The sequence below is a fragment of the Glaciecola sp. 33A genome (assembly GCF_002836745.1).
Taxonomy (GTDB): Bacteria; Pseudomonadota; Gammaproteobacteria; order Enterobacterales; family Alteromonadaceae; genus Glaciecola.
In genome coordinates this window covers 12,676-27,493 of sequence record NZ_PJAR01000037.1, presented here as the reverse complement: position 1 = coordinate 27,493, position 14,818 = coordinate 12,676, and the positions used below count along the sequence as shown (strand labels likewise).

13 protein-coding genes are annotated in these 14,818 nt (G+C 42.6%); 3 read left to right on the top strand and 10 right to left on the bottom strand.

Features of this window, described 5'->3' with window-relative positions; all coding sequences use genetic code 11:
• Window positions 1-3: 3 nt before the first annotated feature.
• The 8 genes from CXF81_RS08160 to CXF81_RS08125 form a co-directional block, all read right to left on the bottom strand.
• Window positions 4-642, bottom strand: a complete 639-nt coding sequence (locus tag CXF81_RS08160) for a CDP-alcohol phosphatidyltransferase family protein (RefSeq protein WP_101180877.1) — start codon at window positions 640-642, stop codon at window positions 4-6.
• 2 nt (window positions 643-644) lie between these two features.
• On the bottom strand, window positions 645-1,298 hold the full coding sequence (locus CXF81_RS08155; protein ID WP_101180876.1) for an ATP-binding cassette domain-containing protein: 654 nt from the start codon (window positions 1,296-1,298) through the stop codon (window positions 645-647).
• A gap of 3 nt (window positions 1,299-1,301) precedes the next feature.
• Window positions 1,302-3,008 carry an ABC transporter permease gene (locus tag CXF81_RS08150; protein ID WP_101180875.1) on the bottom strand — a complete coding sequence of 569 codons (1,707 nt, stop codon included), beginning with the start codon at window positions 3,006-3,008 and terminating at the stop codon, window positions 1,302-1,304.
• Window positions 3,005-4,258: an ABC transporter substrate-binding protein gene (locus CXF81_RS08145; protein WP_101180874.1), complete on the bottom strand. Its 1,254-nt coding sequence runs from the start codon at window positions 4,256-4,258 to the stop codon at window positions 3,005-3,007. The genes CXF81_RS08150 and CXF81_RS08145 overlap by 4 nt, the downstream gene beginning before the upstream one ends.
• A 12-nt stretch (window positions 4,259-4,270) precedes the next feature.
• Window positions 4,271-5,110, bottom strand: a complete 840-nt coding sequence (locus CXF81_RS08140; protein WP_101180873.1) for a DUF547 domain-containing protein — start codon at window positions 5,108-5,110, stop codon at window positions 4,271-4,273.
• Window positions 5,111-5,114: 4 nt separating this feature from the next.
• Entirely contained in the window at window positions 5,115-7,268 is a 2,154-nt protein-coding gene (locus CXF81_RS08135) for an FAD-dependent oxidoreductase (RefSeq protein WP_101180872.1), read from the bottom strand.
• Window positions 7,269-7,280: 12 nt separating this feature from the next.
• Window positions 7,281-9,647, bottom strand: a complete 2,367-nt coding sequence (locus CXF81_RS08130) for a TonB-dependent siderophore receptor (protein ID WP_101180871.1) — start codon at window positions 9,645-9,647, stop codon at window positions 7,281-7,283.
• Window positions 9,648-9,987: 340 nt separating this feature from the next.
• Window positions 9,988-10,740, bottom strand: coding sequence for a DUF1499 domain-containing protein (locus tag CXF81_RS08125; protein ID WP_101180870.1), 753 nt, complete (start codon window positions 10,738-10,740; stop codon window positions 9,988-9,990).
• Between the two features lie 301 nt (window positions 10,741-11,041).
• On the opposite strand from CXF81_RS08125, the gene CXF81_RS08120 reads away from it, so the two are divergent.
• From CXF81_RS08120 to CXF81_RS08110, 3 genes are all read left to right on the top strand, one after another.
• A complete protein-coding gene (locus CXF81_RS08120) occupies window positions 11,042-11,644 on the top strand; it encodes a superoxide dismutase family protein (RefSeq protein WP_232771849.1) in 603 nt (200 codons plus the stop codon).
• Window positions 11,645-12,323: 679 nt separating this feature from the next.
• Window positions 12,324-12,527, top strand: a complete 204-nt coding sequence (locus CXF81_RS08115; RefSeq protein WP_101180869.1) for a transposase family protein — start codon at window positions 12,324-12,326, stop codon at window positions 12,525-12,527.
• A gap of 152 nt (window positions 12,528-12,679) precedes the next feature.
• Window positions 12,680-13,837, top strand: coding sequence for an MFS transporter (locus CXF81_RS08110; protein WP_101180868.1), 1,158 nt, complete (start codon window positions 12,680-12,682; stop codon window positions 13,835-13,837).
• Here the strand turns inward: CXF81_RS08110 and CXF81_RS08105 are convergent.
• Together CXF81_RS08105 and CXF81_RS08100 are read right to left on the bottom strand one after the other, a co-directional pair.
• Window positions 13,829-14,179, bottom strand: a complete 351-nt coding sequence (locus CXF81_RS08105; RefSeq protein WP_157825526.1) for a hypothetical protein — start codon at window positions 14,177-14,179, stop codon at window positions 13,829-13,831. The two genes, CXF81_RS08110 and CXF81_RS08105, sit on opposite strands and share 9 nt — an antisense overlap.
• A gap of 157 nt (window positions 14,180-14,336) precedes the next feature.
• Window positions 14,337-14,780 carry a MarR family winged helix-turn-helix transcriptional regulator gene (locus tag CXF81_RS08100; protein WP_232771847.1) on the bottom strand — a complete coding sequence of 148 codons (444 nt, stop codon included), beginning with the start codon at window positions 14,778-14,780 and terminating at the stop codon, window positions 14,337-14,339.
• Window positions 14,781-14,818 lie beyond the last annotated feature (38 nt).

Sequence of the window (14,818 nt, the reverse complement as noted above, 5' to 3'; positions counted from 1 at the left end):
ATCTCATTTGTCGCACGATGCCTTCAAATCTTGCTCTTTTAAGGTATAATAGCCACCGTAAATTCTGGTGAATACAGTGATACTTCCCGCGATTGCAAAACCATAGGCTAACCATGGAAAATGTTCTGGCCAGATGCAAAACGCGACAAAAATTAGAATGGTCTCCGTGCCTTCGGTTAAACCATGTAGATAATAAAAACTTTTGTATTCAAATTGAGGCTTAATTAACTTGTATTTTTCCGCCGGTATAGCAAAGGCTAAGAAGCTTGAACCTGTTCCAATAAAAACGGCTAATAAAATGGCTGCTGGCAGTGCATTTTGAGCCGTGTCCCCAAGCGCAAAGCCCACTGGCACCGCCGCATAAAAAAGAAAGTCTAGGCAAATATCTAAAAAACCGCCTGCGCTGCTGCTAGACCCTTGATACCTTGCAAGTGCACCGTCTAATCCATCTAAGATCCGATTACACAAAATGACGGTTAAGGCCAAATACCACCATTGCAAAGCTAAAAATGGGATTGCCAACAAACCAACGGCAAAGCCGGTGAGTGTTAATTGATTTGGCGTTATCTTAGAATGGTCGATAAGTTTAACCAAGGGCATTAATACTACTTTTACCGCTGGCGTAATGCTTGCGTCTAACATTATTAAGTGCTCCTTGGATTTGACAAATTAATCACCTTACCTGCTGCGGCATCTGCGTCACTTTGATCATGGGTAACCAATATAGCGGTCAAACCGCGCTGGCGTATTTGTTCAAATACTAGCTCTCTTGTTGCTTGCCTGAGTTGACTGTCGAGCTTGCTAAAAGGCTCATCTAGCAAAATTACCCGTGGCTCGTTTAACAATACCCGCAGCAATGCAACACGGGCTTGTTGGCCACCTGATAGACTTTTAGGTGCTCGCGTTTCCATACCCGATAAGTCAACCGAGGCCAATGCCTTTGATATACGCTGTTTTTTGCTGCTGGATTGTGAAGCCTGCATGCCAAATTCGATGTTGCCTGCAACTGTAAGATGATTAAACAGTAATGGATCTTGAAAAAGAAGCGCAATTCGTCGCAAATGACTGGCAGTTTGGCTTATATCTTGGCCACCTAGCAAGAGTTTCCCTTCTGCTGTGAATGCAGGATCTAGCATTCCCGATAGCCAACTTAGTAAAGTCGATTTGCCGCTTCCTGATGGCCCCATGATGGTCAATATTTCACCCGCCAATACGTTTGTATCTAACGTAAACAAACGTGACTCGTTTTTGTAAATACATAAGTTTTGAATGCTTAACATGTTGTTTGCTGGATCCATTGCTTAATACCTTGGACGAAAAAAAAGTTTAGGGATCAGCCAAGCAAGTATAAATCCGAAGGCTGGCAAGAGAATCTGTAGTATGACATAGACCGCGCTTATACGCCTACTGGCGCCGCTTGCAATAGCAACAGCTTCAGTGGTTAGGGTATTTATACGTCCGCCACCCAGTAATAATGTTGGCAGATACTGACTAAAACTAATGGCAAGTCCAAGCGCACTAGAAAATAAGATAGGCGGCATTAATTGAGGCAGTTTTACCGAATAAAACACGCTCCATGGCGAACGACCTAAGGACGCCGCCACCTTTGCATAGCGCAAATCGAGCTTGCGATAACTTGTGGCTAAAGACAAAAACACATATGGCATAACAAATAGTAAATGACCAACCACCACCATGCTAAATACGGCATTAATACCAATGATTTCTTTGACCCATACAATACCAAATAAAAAAGCAATACTGGGCACCAACAAAGGTAAATAAATCATGAGACTAGTAAAAGAACTTAGCTGTGTACGGCGTTGTTGTTCTGCCTCTAATGTGAATAAAGCAAGGAATAAGGCAACACCGGTGGCAGCAAGGGCGACTAAAATTGTGTCGCTGATAGTTTCTGGTAATTGTTGTAAAGCGCTTTGCCAGTGCTGGGTAACTAGTTGATCGGGATACGCTTTTGGAAAAGACCAATAGCCAGCAAATGACCAAAGCACTAAGCCAATCAATGCCAAAACGATGGCAAAAAGCACAACAAGCGTTATGCAATGAGTTAGGAATTTCCAAGTGACATCAGCATATGTTCTACGTCCATTTATCAAACTAGATAAACAAACTCGTTTAACGCATTGTTCTAATAACCACCAAGTAAACAATACACACAGAGTTAGCATAATTTGCACTAGCGCGCCTGCCGAGGCTTGGATCCTTAAGTGCAAGTCGACATCGTTAAACCACTGCATAATAGCAACTGCCAGAGTGGGTGGCGTATTTGGACCTAAGATTAACGGAATTTCTATGCTGGCGCTAGAATAGGCTAATATGGCATAGATAGGTAAGCGTATAAAAGGATAAAGCATAGGTAAAACGGCTTTGCAAAAGCTGGTAAAAGGGTGATAGCCGAGGCTGAGTGCGACTTTGTATTGTCCCTCAATAGCTTGCTTAATTTCTTTTTGCTGCATGGCTGCCATTGCCATTAATAAAATGAAAGGCAGCTCTTTTAAAGTAAGCCCCAAAATGATACTAAACCCGTAGGGGTCGTTTGGTAAAAGTATATCAGGTGGCAATTCAGCACCGCTCAACCATGGCGAAAATAAACGCATAATCAAGCCAGATGGCGCAATTAGAAATCCAATTGCGATAGCGGCTGCCGCATGAGGAATAACCAATATTGGCCCTAAAAGTGTTTGAATGTGTCCTAATAGTTTACTGTTGAAGTAGTTTCCCAGTATTAAAATACTTAAGAGGACCGCAAAAAATGTGCTAACAAAGCTAGTTGAAAAACTTAAGGCAAGCATTTTGACGAAACCGGGAGTTGCAAATAAAGCCTCAAAACCTCTTAAGTCAACAGTATCTTCGCCAAGTGCAGGTAACCAACCAAATGCCGGCAGTATAACGCCTAATAAGCCGGCGACAACAGGCATTATCAGCAGTGTTATTAGAATGCTCGGACTGAACTTTACCCAACGTGTAAAAAGCGATGTGTCGACTATCATTGCTTTGCACCGTATCGTTTTTTCCATTCTTTGGAAATTACTGCGCTCCACTGTGGATGAGGTTCACTCAAAGATGGACTTGTATCCAACTCGGGCAAGGCGCTTGGATGCTGTTGAGGCGAGCTAAACAGCAATTGTTTATCGAGTGCGAGTAAGCTTAAATCAAGTACAGTCCGGTCACCCCAATTACTTGGCTGCTGCTTTTTTGCTTGTGCTTCTATGCTCATTAAAAAATTAGCGACTACTTTTGCGCCAGCCTTATGCTTGGCGTTAACCGGTATAGTGACAAAATGCACATTGCTTAAACTACCGTCTTTCATTGCATAACTTCGAATGCTAAGAGGTAAGTCAAAACGGTCGACAGCGCCGGGTATATCAGAAGCAGAAAACGTAAAGCCTAGGTCAAGCTCGCTGTCACCAACTAAGCGCCTAATGCTTGTGCCATCGCTCACAAAGTATTGACCTTGACGCCATAAGTGTGGGTGAAGTTTATCTAAAAATGCCCATAAAGATGATAATAATTGGCGTTCACTTTGCGGTGTTGGTGCTACATATAGCTGCTCATAAATGCCTACATCCTGCTGCTGGTTGAGTATTATCAATGCATATTTTAAAAAGCTCAAACCTAAGAAATCAGGCGGTTTAGCATAAGTAAAGCGTCCTGGGTTAAGCACGCTCCAAGTTAATAGTTGTTGCAGCGTTGTTGGCGGCGTGGATACGGTCGCACTGTTGTAATAGAAGGTCAGTGCGGCTCTTCCCCAAGGTGCTTCCATGCCGTTTGTTGGCATACCAAAATCCATCGTCATGGCCGGGTTTTGATCTGGATTGGTCAGGGCAAAATTGGGTAGGTTGCTAACCCAGTTGGCTTCAAGTAAGTTGTTTGTCGCCATAGTCGCAAAATTTAGGCCATTTATCCATAAAAGGTCAACCTGTCCTGCGCTGGTATTCCCCGCTGACGTTTCTGCAAGCACGCGACTCACAGCATCACTGGTTTGCGCCAGTTTGACGTGCTCTAAATTGATGCCGTATTTGTTATCAACTCTTTTTGTAACCCATTCGAGGTAACGGTTAACTTGAGGATCGCCGCCCCAAGCATAAAAATAAACACTGTCGTTGCGAGCGTCTTGGAGTGTCTGCTGCCAAGCTGTTTTTTCTGATGATGTCTGCGCGTTAATACCCGGACAAACCAAGAGTAGTGTCCAAATTAACCAGCGCCTTAACCTCAAAGGTTTATTTTTGATGATGGGCAAGCGATATCCAGCCTATTTTTTCACATCGTTTAACTGCCAATTATAGTCTGAGTAAGTGATTGTTATCTTTTTATTCTCCAATTTAGCCATTTGCTCGGCAGTCAAGTCGAGTGACTCAGGATACAATAGTAAAAATGATCCTACGCTATTTGCTCCTCTGAACTCTTTTTCAAAATCGCCTTTGTACCATTTAAATATTGACGACAAATATAGTTGCTTATCCTGCACATAGTTTCGGCTTTTATCTGATAAGAACCTTCGCGTTTGCTGTTCCAGCTGGGCATCAAGTTGATCAGCATCGTAAGCTTCTTCACGCAGCGCTGGACAGCCTATACTGGCGCAATTGACCGCGAAATGAATACGCGGCTCTTTATATTTATTGCCGCCTCTGATGAGCTCGTGTTCTATGTCATCAAGACTATAAGTATGCCCTAGTAATGGAATAAAAGACCTTCCCCAAGGCGACCGAAAAAAGCGACCTAACTCTTTAATGGATTTAACATCCGGATACTCAGTTAGAATAAGTTCTACGGTCCATGCGTTATAAGCATTGATTAAAAACGCTAATTGCTTGGCATCACTCCACTGACTGAAGTCTGCGAGACTGATTTGTTCAAGCTCGTTAAGATAAGCCTTTAGCTGACTTCGTTGTGCTAAAAAACCGCTGTAATCTACCGCGGTGCTGTGGCCCTGATTGATTGGACTTACGTGTTCAGCTAACAAGGTGTTCCAGCTTTCATGCAGCGTTTTTGCTTGCACTAAAGGGGTAAAAATGGCGAGTAAAATAATGCTCGCTATTGCATAGCCTTTTACTCGTGAAGATGTGACCGCCCAGCTTGTCAATGTGTGCATATTATTATCTTCTTATGAACGTATGGTACTTCTCGAGTAATTTGAGCACTGCTTGGGGAGCATGCGCCCGTTTCCATTCACCAGCAGCATATTTATTAGCCTCAGCCCAAGTCGGGTAGCTATGAATGGTACCCAAGATTTTTTCAAGACCAAGACCGTGTTTCATCGCTAAAACAAATTCAGCGATTAAGTCGCCAGCATGCTCTGAAATAACCGTCACCCCTAGGATCTTGTCTTTGCCTTTTAACGTAATTACTTTTATAAAGCCTTTGTTTGCACTTTCAGTAATGGCTCTGTCGAGCTCTTCAAAGTCATAACGCGTTACCTCGTACTCAATTTTTTGTTGAATAGCTTCTTGCTCATTAATACCTACTCGGGCAACTTCAGGATCGATGAAAGTAACCCATGGGATCACGCGATAATCGACCTTAAACTTTTTAAAATGCCCAAATAGACTATTAACCGCTGCATACCAACCTTGATGCGCTGCAACATGCGTAAACTGATAAGGTCCAACAATATCGCCAGCAGCTAAAATATTCGGGTATTTGGTTTCTAAAAACTCATTAGTACTAATTGTACGACCGCTTTCAATACCCAAAATATCCAAACCGTAACCCTCTAAACGAGCGGCGCGGCCAACTGCACAAATCAACTGATCGTATTCTATCGAAAGTTCTTTTTCAGCGTGCTTCACGATGATGAATTTTTTGTCATCACGTTGCTCAAAGCGCAAGGCCTCGTGCTCGGTTAACACATTCACACCGCTGTCCTGCAAGCTTCGCATGGCGAAGTCAGAGACCTCTTCGTCTTCTTTTGTCATTATACGTTTGGCAAGTTCAATTTGAGAAACGTCAGAGCCTAATCGGGCAAATGCTTGTGCAAGTTCACAGCCAATAGGACCGCCCCCCAGCACCACCAGTTTTTTAGGAGCCTCTTGCAGTTTTGCAAACTCTGTCCACATGGTGTCGCTGGTAACATACGCAGAATCATCAATACCCGGTAACGGCGGAACAAATGGGCGTGCACCGGCAGCAATAACGATATTACGGGCGCTTAAGCGTTGTTTACTGCCATCATTTAACGCAATTTCTACAGTCCAAGGATCTACAAAGCTAGCGTAACCTTTAATAACTTCTACGCCTAGCTTAGTGTAGCGCTCAACACTGTCATGCGGGGCTATTTGCGCAATAATGTCGTGCACGCGCTGCATGACTTTTGCAAATGAAAAGCTCACTTTGGTCTCGTCGAAGCCGTATTTTTCTGCTTGTTGGAATTGGCTGAGTACTTTTGCACTCTTAATGATAGCTTTACTTGGGACGCAGCCGTAGTTTAAGCAATCGCCCCCCATTTCGCCAGCTTCAATCAACGTCACTTTGGCTTTCACGGCGGCGGCAATATAACTGGTTACTAAACCGCCGGCACCCGCGCCAATTACAATTAAGTTGCGGTCGAAACTTTTTGGTTTGTTCCAACCTTTATATACACGCTGTTTTTTTATGATGTTTATAATGGTTTTGGCTATTAGGGGGAAAATACCCAACAGAACAAAGGAAAGAATAAGGTCGAACGATAAGATACCTTGTAAGCTATCGAGTTGTGAAAGCTGCGTGCCTGCGTTTACATACACAAAAGTACCGGCCAACATGCCTATTTGACTGACCCAATAAAAGGTCCATGATTTAATTGAAGTTAAGCCCATTAGCAGGTTAATTAAAAAGAACGGAAAGAGGGGGACGAGGCGCAGTGTAAACAAATAGAAAGGGCCTTGTGTGGCCATGCCTTTATCTATCGAAGATAAGCGTTCAGGAAATTTTCTTTTTATGGTCTCTCTTAATATATAGCGAGATACTAAGAAAGCTAATAATGCACCGAAGCTTGAAGCAAAAGAGGCGAGTAGCAAACCTTCAACTAATCCAAATAGCGCACCCGCAGTGATGGTCAGTATCGCTGCACCTGGCAATGAAAGCGCGGTAACGGTAACATATATTAAGAAGAAACCGCCTAATACCAAAACAGGGGAAGCGTCGCGCCACTGCCTAAAGTCCTCAATGGAGCTCTTAAGACCTTCCAAAGTGAGGTAGGTATTCAAATCAAAGTAGAAAAAGCTAGCGATTAAAGCAGCTAAAACGACGACTACGGTAAATTTTTTAAACATATTATCACTTCCTTAAAATGAGTAGGTCAGCTTCACTTCGCTATGAATGGGCAGCTCTGGAAAGACCAATGTTGAGCCAAAAAATCCGCCTTCGAAAACGGGCCGCCAATTTTTTTCATTGGTAATATTAGTAACTGCAAAACGAAGGGCCAACCGCTCACTAAACATATAACGAGTATTCACATTGAGGCTAAACTGGTCACGGATCATCACCGTTGCTAAAAAATCTAAGGGATAACTCTTTGTGTAAATACCCGAGAAACCGACGGTCCAGTTTTCTTTGATGTTAACACCGGCGCTTAATCCTAAGCTTTGCTGCGGGATCCCTTGTAGCCGATTAGTTGATGCTGGAAATGGCGTGAAGTTAGGCGAGCCTAAGGCCGTCCCTTGAATAATATCAGGGCGAGAGTTGTCAAACGCATCGGCTACTTGTCGAGATTCTTGGCTTGCTCCGCTGTTGTCGTAACGCACATCTATGTAAGTATATCCGGCGTTGAGCCAAAAGCGCTCGTTGCTATAAAAGGCTTGCACTTCTAAACCGGTTGAACGAATTCCTGTGTTGCTGCCATCTCGGTTTCTCTGACTTCTCTTTTGATTAAACCAAGCGCCATCTATATACCATCCGCTGTCGTCGGGTGCATACTTTAGGCCCACTTCAAATAAACTATTATCGGTGGCAAAATTTAGCTCGCTAATGGTGTTATCACCACCCAAGGTATTGCCTCCTGCCATGCTGTTTGAGGTGGCTTCATTGTAACTTGTGGCAAGATATGAGGTTAACGAAGGAGTAATAGCGTAGCTAACGCTAATTTGCCGAGAGAGCAGAATATCATTAATACTGTCGTAAGCAGCCATTTGTCCTCGCGGTGTAATGGGGTCTTGGGCGTTAACATCGTAATAATCAAGTCGCAAGCCGATACTTGTGCTGAGTTCGTCCGTCCATTTGCTCTCGTGCTGCACAGCCAAACCGGTTTGTAAGCTGCTTGAATCAGTGGTGTCTGATAGGGAAAAGTCACCCATGCCGTCACCATTAATATCGTATTGCCCACCGGGCGAAACAAATACGCCAGGACGCAGTTCGACTAAGCGGTCTTGTTGCGCGCTCGTCAGCGGGATGCGCCGATTTGTGATAGGGCCAGTTAGGTCGATTGGCGCATCGGCTTCTGTGGTAAATTGACTATAGCCGAGCACACTATTATAGCGAACATCAATTGCTAATATACTTTGTTGATTGGCGTTCCAACTGTATGCTAACTCGGTGCGGCTTTGCGCAGTTTTAGCAGCATCAATAATCTCTACAAAACTATTTTGGGCAATTCCTTCACGCTCAAGGTGCTGATAATAGGTCGTGTTTTTTAGGTTTATTCTATCGTTAAGTTGACGTCGGTAGATGCTGTGCATTAAGAAGGTGGTTGCATTGTTAATATTATCGGGGTCTGTTAATACTCGGTTTCTGTCGATGACAATTTGCGCCGTCGGTGAGATGATTGCGCCAGCGCCAGGAATGAAGCTGCCGTTAGCCTGAACACCTTGGCCTGTGATATACAAGCCATTATCAATCAGATTTTGGGTAGGTCGATTTATACCTGCGTTGTCAGTAAACTGCACATCGTAGTATTCAAAGTTAATATTCCAAGTGCTGTCGGAGTCTGGCACGAATAGAAGTGCGCCATACAAGCTGTCGCTTTGATATGAGCTAAAATCATAAAAGTCACCATTGTCGATACGCTCATAGCTTAGCCGCAAGCCACTTTTATTTTTAACTAACACCATTGACGTATCTATTTGGGCGCGATAACTATCCCATCTGCCTGCTAAAACAGAAAATTGACTGTCTTGTTCGGTGATGGATGCTCGTTTAGACTGTAAATTAACAAACCCACCGTTGCGTTGACTGGTGCCAAATAATACTGGAGGTGGTCCTTTTACAACGTCAATTTGTTCAATTGCGTTGAATGATAGCGGCACACCAAAGCCATTGTTACCTGCTTGACGCCTCACGCCGTCTTGCAGTAACTCGCCTAATTGCCCTCTGATGGTTGGTAGGCTAGGAGCGCCAAAACCTGTCGCAGCATAAGTATTTGGGCTAACGGCTAAAATATCTTGCAAGGTCGTGATATTCAGTGTTTCCATCATTTGAGCCGAGATGGGGGTTATCGAACGAGGAATATCTTTGATGGTTAAGCCATCGCCAAAGGGGCCATTGATTAAAGCCTCTTTAGGTGACATTAAACTCGCATTAGACCCACTATCAGTGACCTTAATGACTTCAATTGACGCTTCTGTTGTCTGCTGAGCCGCGACTGTAAAACAAAAAAGTGAAAGCAGGATAGATAGCGCAACAACCGTGTGGCGCGGTGTAGACGAATTTCGTCGCATATTTGATAAATCCATGTAATTAGTTAAAACAGTATCATTACGCTGTCTGACATTAAGTGATCATATACAAACAGTGTTGCTGCAGACACTAGCTTGGCTTAGTAGACCCTTATTAGGAAATTATTCTTTCAAATAATCATAAAACGACCTGTCGTTTTTACCCAAACTGCCCAATAACGCTTCGGTTAGTTGTAATTTTGCATAAATGTCAGCTCTGTATGAATGTCACCCATGTTGAAGTTAAGCCAAACGTCAAGACCACCTTAACGTCAGGGCAGCACTGATTACCCTGTAGCAAATGACTTGTTTTGCTCTACACCCGCTATTTGCTGATGTACTTTTAGCTATTGAATTGATCTATAAAGCGTTGAATTCTTTTCGCATTGGCGCCCAAATCACTTTGGCCAATCCTCGACACTGAGCGCAAATCGATATAGGTAGTATCTGGCGTTTGCGAATTTGACCGCAGTCTAATAACGATGTCATCCTTAAATTGCCATAAAGTGGTTGTTTGTGTCGCTTCGATGATGCCCTCATGGGCTTGATTTTTATTGACGGTTTCCCAACCTATGGTTTTATTGACGATGTCCCAACCTAAACTCCCGGCGACAAAAACAGCTTTATCAAAGGCGTTAACTATGTCGGTGTCTGCCGTAATTGTCTTGATATCCGGGTATGCGTTTCTCTGAATTTCACCTAGATTGCCGTTCTCAATACTATATGCCAGAGGATTCGTGCCTGCGCCGCGAAGATCAACAATTGCGCGAAACTGAGGAGGGTCGACAATATCAGTAGAAATGTTATGAATTGCGGGTACCGAACTTGCGACAAATACCTGAGAGCCCAAGCCCACAATTGGTATTAAACTTATCGCTACTGCTATTAGGGCGTTTCGACTGCTCGTTGGTTTAGAGCGCCGGTGTATAAAAAATAGCACAAGGCCGACTAAAAGCACGGCAACTGCCAAATAAAACGAATAGTTTAAAAGCTTAAAACTTGTGCCAAATTGGTACAGGCCCAGTCTAAATCCGGCGAGTGCAAGTGGAAATCCCAACGCACTTAGCACTGCAAACCAGTTAAGTAATTTACTCATAATGTTTGTGACCACTTATTAGTTGATTATTATAGGGATACGTCAGCCATAGATTACCACTAACGCAGTGCAATAAGAACACAGATGATACGTAGCATAAAATAAGATGGATGCTGACCTATTTCCCATCTAAAGATGCAAAAACGATTGTGGCTATCTTTTTTAGTGTCGACTGACATTACGAAACTCACATGAAATAGTTACAATAATTTTTAAATATTTGAAGAGTGCTGTCTTAATAAGATTGATAAGCATGTTATACTAGCTATATTATTTACGATTATTTCAATGGAGATCTTTTATGACATATATAAAAACTGCGCTTATTCTAGGTTCTGCTTGCACAATATTAGCCTGTACTCCGTCGGCTCCGCCTGAGGCTGATTCCGCCGAGACTGAGGCGATGTCACAGGTTGAAGTTATGCCTGATTCAACTGAAATACCAGAGGTTGAAGCACTTGTACGCGACATTAAAATGGCAGACGGCACAACCTTAGGTTCTGTTTCTTTGACAGACTTAGCTGAAGGCGGAATACAGGTAACCATCAGCATAAGCGGTTTAGACGGTGCAGGAACCCACGCGATGCATTTTCATGAAAAAGGCCTTTGCGAAGCGCCTGGCTTCACGTCTTCAGGTGGTCACTTCAACCCAACTAACGTTTCCCATGGCACAATGTCACCAGATGGTCCTCATGCGGGTGACATGATGAACATTGAAGTTACAAGTGATGGCATAGGCACGCTTACTGTGGTCAATGAGCGTGTTTCTATCAGGGGCGACTATGGTCTTCCTGCTTTGATTGATGACGACGGTGCGGCTCTCATTATCCATGAAAAGGCAGATGATTTTACAACACAGCCAACTGGGGCTGCGGGCGGACGTATCGGTTGCGCCGTACTCTAAAAAAAGTGCATATGTGCGATATTTTGCACATATGCCATTTATAGCAAAAAAGCACTTAAAGATAATTAAAACTTCTAGCATCTTAGCCGTGTTTTAATAATTAGTTTTAAACTCGGCGATAAATTTCCCTATAGTTAAACAATAACAAATGATGGAGAAGAAATTTCCATCATTCTTCGCACTCTTAATTCGTCAGGCGAAGGGATCGAGTTGCCTTGGTCCGCTACATTTATTTATGGCGGCAGACATTGTTCAAGGTGTGCGAGCTACTTAAATAAGAAGCGAAAGCAACTATGCCCTTCAGGAAACTAAAAACACAAGTAACAAGCCTAGTGAAATGGGTAAGCTCAATACTCACTTGCGAACAGAGTAGCCATGTAGCACATCATCTGCCAGTAGCGCTGCACTTTCAGCCATTATCCTAGCTCTGCAATTGGGACATAATCCGCGACGCTTGTTGCTGTAATGCCAACAAGATAGTTCATCCCTGTGCATATTTTCATCCGCTTAGATCGCAAAATAACATCCATAGAAACAAGTGATAACGCCATTTTTCAGGGCAGGATCACACTTTAAGTTATAATAAACGTAATACTGATCGCAAAATGATATAACAGGCGGTGAATTTTATGGTGAACAACGGATCAGTTCGTCTAAGTTAGTTACCTGTAGTCAGTTTATGTCTTTTTTAGCCTGTTTTGAAAACCTCGAAGATAGCCGTATCGATAACAACAAACATTATGATTTACTCGATATTATTTTCCTGACTATGTCTGCTGTTTTATCTGGCGTCAAAGGGTGGAAAGCCATCCAGATCTTTGGTGTCGCCCAACTTGAAAGACTCAGGGAGTTCCGTGGGATCGCCAATGGCTCAAACGGGTAAACGCTTTACAGATATATAATTCTTTCCACTTTACTTGTAGAACAAATTGCTTATCCGGTGGCCCAAAATGTGTGTTATTTACGATAAAAATCATTGATTTTGATGATGGCTTTCTTTCAACAGAAATGTGAAATTAGAGAAAAGGAGAGAAAGTGAAATTAACTAATACTTCAATGAATAAATTCGCCTTACCCTGTGCCATTGCTTTGCTATCGTGCGCTGCATATTCAGGGTTGTTTTCGATGCCACTGTGGATTGGCGGAGTGATCGATTCCTATGATATATCTTCTACCCTTGCTGGTTATATGGGGTCAACTCAACTATTCGCCTCAGTAATCGCCGCATTACTGGCTGCATCCCGAATAGATAAATTTGGGTTAACACATGTTATTGCGTCTGGTTTGGCCGTCATTGTCGCGGCAAATTTTATCTCAGCAACCACAGACAATACCATTCTGCTTTTTGCTGGCAGGGGAATTTCCGGTTTTGGAGAGGGTTTGTTGTTAGCTTCTTTGAACAATGCAATATCCAGAACTGATACACCTGATAAATATTTTGCTATATCGCAAACATCAATAGCCCTATTCGGTATTTTACTTTTTGCTGCAACACCACACAGCATTACTCAGTTTGGAGTGTCAGGTGTGTTCATTATGGTAGTCATTACAGCATCAATTGGCTTTTTGGCATTACTGATATTCAATTTCTCGTCTATAGAGGCTATTAAATGTGCTATTGCGCCAACCGCCGTCAATACAAAACGTTATTTGTTGCCATTGTTATCACTTGGCGTCTTGTTTATCGGTTGTCAAGGCGCTTGGGCTTATATGGAACGGATGGGAGTCGAAAAAAGCCTTAGCATCCAAGAAATCAGTTTTTTTCTTATTATTGGCCAGCTTTTAAGCCTCGCGGCTCCATTTTCCGCCACTCGGTTTGCGGCCAAATTTGGCCGCAAAATGTCTATTACCATGGGGCTAATAATATCGGGTAGCGCAGTGTTATTAGCCAGCCAAAAAATTGCCAATGAAAGCTTTTTTGTCGCGGCTGGGATTTTCCAGTTTGGCACACTTTTTATTGTTACCAGCTTTTATGGTTTTCTAGCTGCAATCGATTCTACTGGTAGCAGCGTGACTGCTGCGCCTGCCTATTTAAGTTTTGGCAGCGCGCTGGGACCCGCGGCCATGGCTGGCATTCTTCGTGTCGAAGGGTATCCTGAATTGGGATTTGTTATCATCGTTATTTACATCATTGCAGTCGCACTTTTATATGCTTTTTCGTTTGATGATAATTACGTGACTAGTTCAAAGTGACAGTACCTTACGAAAAATCTCTGTTTTAAGTAAGTCACTTTGATCCATTATTTGATTAACAGTGACGGCATCTTTGTATTTTTGCATTATAGGAGTAATGGGGTCATTATATTGAAAATATTGTTGATAAATCGCCAGATTATCTTCTGACCTATTCAAGAATAAGGGCTCAATAAATTTTGCTTTTTCTTCACCACATAAAAAAGAAGCAAAATAATCGGCTGAAAGTAACTCTAGTAAACATGTATCCGCATTTTTGCGTATTTTGTGAGCATCCAAACTATCGTTCAAATGCCGAATAACCGTTAGTACTCCTTGACATTGTTTTTCTGTAAGGTTCATAAAATTAAAGTTACGTGCCCTTTGGAGAGGGGCATAAACCTGTTTGGAAATTTATAGTGAAATTATCACTACGATATAAATATGTATATATCTGGCCTGCACCATCAAGTTTATAACTGAGTGGCTTAATGTCTTTTACAATACATCTCCAACTATATTAATCTTTGGCCCTGCAGTTTTCTTGCACGCCAAAGCTACCTTGTTCCATTTCTAATACTTTTTTATCTAATTTTTCCATGATCCGCATTAAATCTCGGTACTCGCTGACGTCTAATGCTTCTATTAATTCTTTTTCCCAATCTAAAGCTCTGGGGGCGATCTCAGCATACATTTCTCTACCTTTTTCTGACAGAGACAAATAAACCGCTCGATTATCTTCTACAGCTTTTTTTCTATGAATGAGTTGTTTCTCTTCGAGTATTTTTATGGCACTAGATACCTTAGATTTGTCCATAAAGGTGATCCTGCCAATATCTTTGCCATTAAGCTTTTCATGTTCTGCTAAGCGCGCCAAGATCCGCCACTCTGAAATAGAAATGTCAAACTCGGAACGATAAATTTTTGAACAGCCATTACTGATATTGGAGGCAAGATCCACCATTCTTTAGGGAACAAATTGATTCAACATAACCGTTCTGT

Bases quoted from the DNA above. Each gene is read 5' to 3' on its own strand.
- CXF81_RS08140 (WP_101180873.1), bottom strand. From the start codon at position 5,110: ATGCACACATTGACAAGCTGGGCGGTCACATCTTCACGAGTAAAAGGC.
- CXF81_RS08125 (WP_101180870.1), bottom strand. From the start codon at position 10,740: ATGAGTAAATTACTTAACTGGTTTGCAGTGCTAAGTGCGTTGGGATTT.
- CXF81_RS08100 (WP_232771847.1), bottom strand. From the start codon at position 14,780: ATGGTGGATCTTGCCTCCAATATCAGTAATGGCTGTTCAAAAATTTAT.
- CXF81_RS08150 (WP_101180875.1), bottom strand. From the start codon at position 3,008: ATGATAGTCGACACATCGCTTTTTACACGTTGGGTAAAGTTCAGTCCG.
- CXF81_RS08105 (WP_157825526.1), bottom strand. From the start codon at position 14,179: ATGAACCTTACAGAAAAACAATGTCAAGGAGTACTAACGGTTATTCGG.
- CXF81_RS08120 (WP_232771849.1), top strand. From the start codon at position 11,042: ATGACATATATAAAAACTGCGCTTATTCTAGGTTCTGCTTGCACAATA.
- CXF81_RS08130 (WP_101180871.1), bottom strand. From the start codon at position 9,647: ATGCGACGAAATTCGTCTACACCGCGCCACACGGTTGTTGCGCTATCT.
- CXF81_RS08115 (WP_101180869.1), top strand. From the start codon at position 12,324: ATGTCTTTTTTAGCCTGTTTTGAAAACCTCGAAGATAGCCGTATCGAT.
- CXF81_RS08135 (WP_101180872.1), bottom strand. From the start codon at position 7,268: ATGTTTAAAAAATTTACCGTAGTCGTCGTTTTAGCTGCTTTAATCGCT.
- CXF81_RS08155 (WP_101180876.1), bottom strand. From the start codon at position 1,298: ATGGATCCAGCAAACAACATGTTAAGCATTCAAAACTTATGTATTTAC.
- CXF81_RS08160 (WP_101180877.1), bottom strand. From the start codon at position 642: ATGTTAGACGCAAGCATTACGCCAGCGGTAAAAGTAGTATTAATGCCC.